The 4085-nt window shown below is 68.4% G+C and carries 5 protein-coding genes; 1 reads left to right on the top strand and 4 read right to left on the bottom strand.

All coding sequences use genetic code 11. The features are described 5' to 3' along the window. Positions 1 to 532 (top strand): STAS domain-containing protein (locus N878_RS14095; protein ID WP_031303178.1); only part of this gene is annotated, 532 nt, incomplete at its 5' end. Positions 533 to 551: 19 nt separating this feature from the next. On the opposite strand, the gene aguA is transcribed toward N878_RS14095, so the two are convergent. From aguA to N878_RS14075, 4 genes are all read right to left on the bottom strand, one after another. Continuing rightward, positions 552 to 1658 carry an agmatine deiminase gene (gene aguA / locus N878_RS14090; RefSeq protein ID WP_021444285.1) on the bottom strand — a complete coding sequence of 369 codons (1107 nt, stop codon included), beginning with the start codon at positions 1656 to 1658 and terminating at the stop codon, positions 552 to 554. Between the two features lie 47 nt (positions 1659 to 1705). Further along, positions 1706 to 2587 carry an N-carbamoylputrescine amidase gene (gene aguB, locus N878_RS14085; protein WP_021444284.1) on the bottom strand — a complete coding sequence of 294 codons (882 nt, stop codon included), beginning with the start codon at positions 2585 to 2587 and terminating at the stop codon, positions 1706 to 1708. Between the two features lie 353 nt (positions 2588 to 2940). Next, a complete protein-coding gene (locus N878_RS14080) occupies positions 2941 to 3582 on the bottom strand; it encodes a TetR/AcrR family transcriptional regulator (protein WP_021444283.1) in 642 nt (213 codons plus the stop codon). A gap of 110 nt (positions 3583 to 3692) precedes the next feature. Beyond that, the coding region (locus N878_RS14075) for an extracellular solute-binding protein (RefSeq protein WP_021444282.1) at positions 3693 to 4085 on the bottom strand (393 nt) is incomplete at its 5' end.

Genomic DNA, 4085 nt, shown 5'->3' with positions numbered 1-4085 from the left:
GACCCTGGCCGCGGTGCTGCTGCTCGGCGTCGAGACCGGCATCGTCCTCGGCGTCGGCCTGTCGCTGCTGCTGTTTCTCTGGCGCACCAGCCGCCCGCATATCGCGGTGGTCGGCCAGGTGCCGGGCAGCGAGCACTTTCGCAACGTCGAGCGCTTCCAGGTGATCGAGAGCCCCAGCGTGCTGTCGCTGCGGGTCGACGAGAGCCTGTATTTTCCCAATGCGCGTTATCTCGAGGACCGCGTCGCCGCGCTGGTCGCCGCGCGGCCGCAGGTGCGTCACCTGGTGCTGATGTGCCCGGGGATCAACCTGATCGACGCCAGCGCCCTGGAGTCGCTGGAGGCCATCGCCGAGCGCCTGCGCGCCGCCGGGGTGCAGCTGCACATGTCGGAGGTCAAGGGGCCGGTGATGGACCAGCTCGGCCGCTCGGACTTTCTCCAGCGTTTCGGCGGCCAGGTGTTCGTCAGCCACTACCAGGCGCTGCGCCAGCTGGACCCGCTGAGTACCAGGCGGGCGTTGCAGGCGGGCCGCTGAGCGCGGCCCGCCCGACGCTTCAGCGTCCTTGCGGCGCTGGCTGCTGCTGGGTGATGCAGTGGATATTGCCGCCGCCGAGGAGGATCTCGCGGCCGGGCACCATCACCACGCGGTGCGCGGGGAAGACCCGCTCGAGGATGGCGCGGGCCTCGGCGTCCTTGGCGTCGTCGAAGCTCGGCGCGACGATGCCGCCGTTGACGATGAGGAAGTTGACGTAGGAGCCGGCCAGGCGGATCGACGGATCGCGTGCCTGGCTGCCTTCGGCGGCGTCGACGCCGGCGCACTCTTCCTCAGTGGCGTGGATCGGCCCGGGGATCGGCATCTTGTGCACGATCAGCTGGCGACCCTTGGCGTCGCGCGCGCTTTCCAGCACGCGCATGGCGGCCTGGCAGCGCGGGTAGTTGGGATCGTTCTGATCGTCGGTCCAGGCCAGCAGCACCTCGCCCGGGCGCACGTAGCAGCAGAAGTTGTCGACGTGGCCGTCGGTCTCGTCGTTGTACAGGCCGTCCGGCAGCCAGATCACCGTATCGATGGCCAGCTGCTCGCGCAGCACCGCCTCGATCTGTTCGCGGGAGAGGTGCGGGTTGCGGTTCTGGTTGAGCAGGCATTCCTCTGTGGTGATCAGGGTGCCTTCGCCGTCGACGTGGATCGAGCCGCCCTCGAGCACGAAGCCCTCGGTGCGGTAGCGGCCTGCGCGCTCGATCTCGAGGATCTTGCGCGCCACCTGGTCGTCGCGCTGCCAGGGCCAGTACAGGCCGCCGTCGAAGCCGCCCCAGGCGTTGAAGGTCCAGTCCACGCCGCGCACTTCGCCGCTGGCGTTGGTGACGAAGGTCGGCCCGGTGTCGCGCACCCAGGCGTCGTCGGTGGTGATTTCCACCAGGCGGATGTTGTCGTCGTCCAGGCGCGCGCGGGCGTTCTCGTACTGCGCGGCGGACACGCAGACGGTCACCGGCTCGAACTCGGCGATGGCGCGGGCCACCGCGGCGAAGGCGGCCTGCGCCGGCTTGCCGCCGAGGCGCCAGTTGTCCGGGCGTTCGGGCCAGACCATCCAGGTCTGGCTGTGGGGTTCCCATTCCGCCGGCATGCGGAAGCCGTCGGCGCGTGGAGTGCTGTTCAGGGTGGTCATGGTTCGATCCGTAGGGTGCGTCGTGCGCACCGGCGAAGGTATGGGGGTTATTCGGAGAGGCTCTCGCCGTCGAGGGTCGCCAGCGGCCAGTATAGGTTCGGCCGGCGGTCGCGGAATACGCCCCAGGCGCTGCGCACCTTCTCCAGCTCGGTCAGATCGAAGCTGTGCACCAGCACGCCTTCCTCGCTCTGATCCAGCTCCTCGACCTTCTCGCCGAACTGGTTGGCGATAAAGGAGCTGCCGTAGAAGCTGATGGCGTAGCCGTCCTGCTCCTCGCGGCCGATGCGGTTGCTGGCCACCAGCGGCATCAGGTTGGCGCCGGCGTGGCCCTGCTGCACGCGCTGCCAGTGTTCGCGCGAGTTGATGGCGGGGTCGTGCGGCTCGCTGCCGATGGCGGTGGGGTAGAACAGGATCTCCGCGCCCAGCAGCGCCATGCTGCGCGCGCATTCGGGGAACCACTGGTCCCAGCAGATGCCGACGCCGATCCTGGCGTAGGCGGTGTCCCACACCTTGAAGCCGCTGTCGCCCGGGTTGAAGTAGTACTTCTCGTGGTAGCCGGGGCCGTCCGGGATATGGCTTTTCCGATAAATCCCGAGGTTGCTGCCGTCGGCGTCGATGATCGCGATGCTGTTGAAGCGGGCGCGGCCGGCGCGCTCGAAGAAGCTGATCGGCAGCACCACTCGCAGTTCGGCGGCGACCTTCTGGAAGTGCAGGATCGCCGGGTTTTCCTCTGCCGGGGTGGCCAGCTGGGTGTAGTCGGCATTGGGCTTCTGGCAGAAGTAGGGGGTCTCGAACAGCTCCTGGATCAGGATGATCTGTGCGCCCCGGGCGGCGGCCTGGCGCACCAGCTTCTCGGCGTTGGCGATATTGCCGGCGACATCCCAGGAACAGGCCATCTGGGTCGCGGCGACGGTGACGATACGGGACATACAGCACCTCTTGGACTTGTGGGCAGGCGGCTCCGGGCTCGCGGAGGCCTGCTCGGGAAGCCATGGCAGAACATCGATCATGGCGAGATGCTCGATTTATATCCGATAAAAATCGAATTTAGAAGGCTGGAAAGACAGGAAAGGCAAAATATTTCGGATTTTTATCGGATTAGTAGCCGTCAATCTGGTTCCTGGCCGAGCCCGCTTGGGGAGACGCGGAGTAATCCGCGAACAGGGCCGCGCGCCGGGACAAGGTCGTTCGTGAACAAATGCGCCCCTGCAGCGCTGTGGCGCGCCGTGCGCAGCAGGTCCATGGTCAGCGGTGCGCGTGGCCAAGGCGGCCCCGCGACACCCTAGGTAAGCGGCGCGGGGCGTTTCGGCAGGGCGGCGGGCAGGTACAGGCCGAGGTAGGCGTCGAACACGCGCATGCCTTCCTCGGCCAGGCGCGGGGTGATGGCGCCGTGCAGCTGCACCGAGCGGGCGTAGACGCGGTCGCCCAGCTCCATGGCCAGGGCGAACACCTCGATATCGCTCGGCAGTTGCGGCAGGGGAAAGTGGCGCTCGAACAGCGCCTGCATCAGTCGCCCCAGTTCCACGTCGTGCTGGCGGTCGGCCTGGGTCACCTCGGCCAGGCCGTGCTGGGCGAGGATCAGCTGGCGCGCGGCGGCGTCGGCGGCGTAGATCGCCAGCATGCGCTGCTCGACGAGGCGCGACAGGTCGTGCCAGCTGCGCAGCGCGGCGTGTTCCACCGGCTGCTGCAGGCAGGCACGGAAGGCAGCGTGGACGTCGGCGGTGAGGCCTTCGAGCAGCGCCGGCACGCTGGCGAAGAAGTGGTAGACCGAGGACGGCGGAATCGCCGCACGCTCGGCCACGGCATAGATCGACAGGTTGGCCACGCCCTGCTCGGCCAGCAGCGCACGTGCGGCCTGGAGGATCACGGCGATCCGCGCCTGGCTGCTGGCGCGCGGTTTGCGGGGGCTGGAGGGGCGCGACATGGCGAACTCCTGGGGCAAGGAGGCGCTATTGGATGCCAGGCGGCGCTGCCGAGGCAAGTCGTTCGCCACCGCAATGCGCCTTGACCGCGCCTGGCTTCAGCGTCAGTCCTTCAGCCGCCGGCGCGAAAGCGCTGCCAGACCCGGTCGCGCACTTCTGCGTGTTTCTCCGGCAGCACCTCCAGGGCGTGCAGGCGGCGCTTGGTGTCCTGGTCCGGATAGAGCCCGGGCTGGTTGAGCAGGGCGGCGTCGAGGAACTGCGCGGAATCGGCATTGCCGTTGGGGTAGAGGGTCTCGGCGGTGATCAGCGCAGCCACCTGCGGCTGCATCAGGTAGTCGATGAAACGATGGGCCAGGTCGGCGCGCCGCGCGCTGGCAGGGATCACCAGGTTGTCGATAAACAGCACCGAGCCTTCCTCGGGCACCAGGAAGCGCACCGGCTGGCCGGCGTCGGCGGCGGCCAGGGCGTCGCCGACCCAGGCCATGGCCAGGCACAGGCGGCCGTG

The organism is Pseudomonas sp. EGD-AK9, from assembly GCF_000465935.2.
Classification (GTDB): domain Bacteria; phylum Pseudomonadota; class Gammaproteobacteria; order Pseudomonadales; family Pseudomonadaceae; genus Aquipseudomonas.
Note: the sequence above shows the minus strand (reverse complement) of the source record. Positions and strands in the feature narration are given on the sequence as shown.

Bases quoted from the DNA above. Each gene is read 5' to 3' on its own strand.
- aguB (WP_021444284.1), bottom strand. From the start codon at position 2,587: ATGTCCCGTATCGTCACCGTCGCCGCGACCCAGATGGCCTGTTCCTGG.
- N878_RS14080 (WP_021444283.1), bottom strand. From the start codon at position 3,582: ATGTCGCGCCCCTCCAGCCCCCGCAAACCGCGCGCCAGCAGCCAGGCG.
- aguA (WP_021444285.1), bottom strand. From the start codon at position 1,658: ATGACCACCCTGAACAGCACTCCACGCGCCGACGGCTTCCGCATGCCG.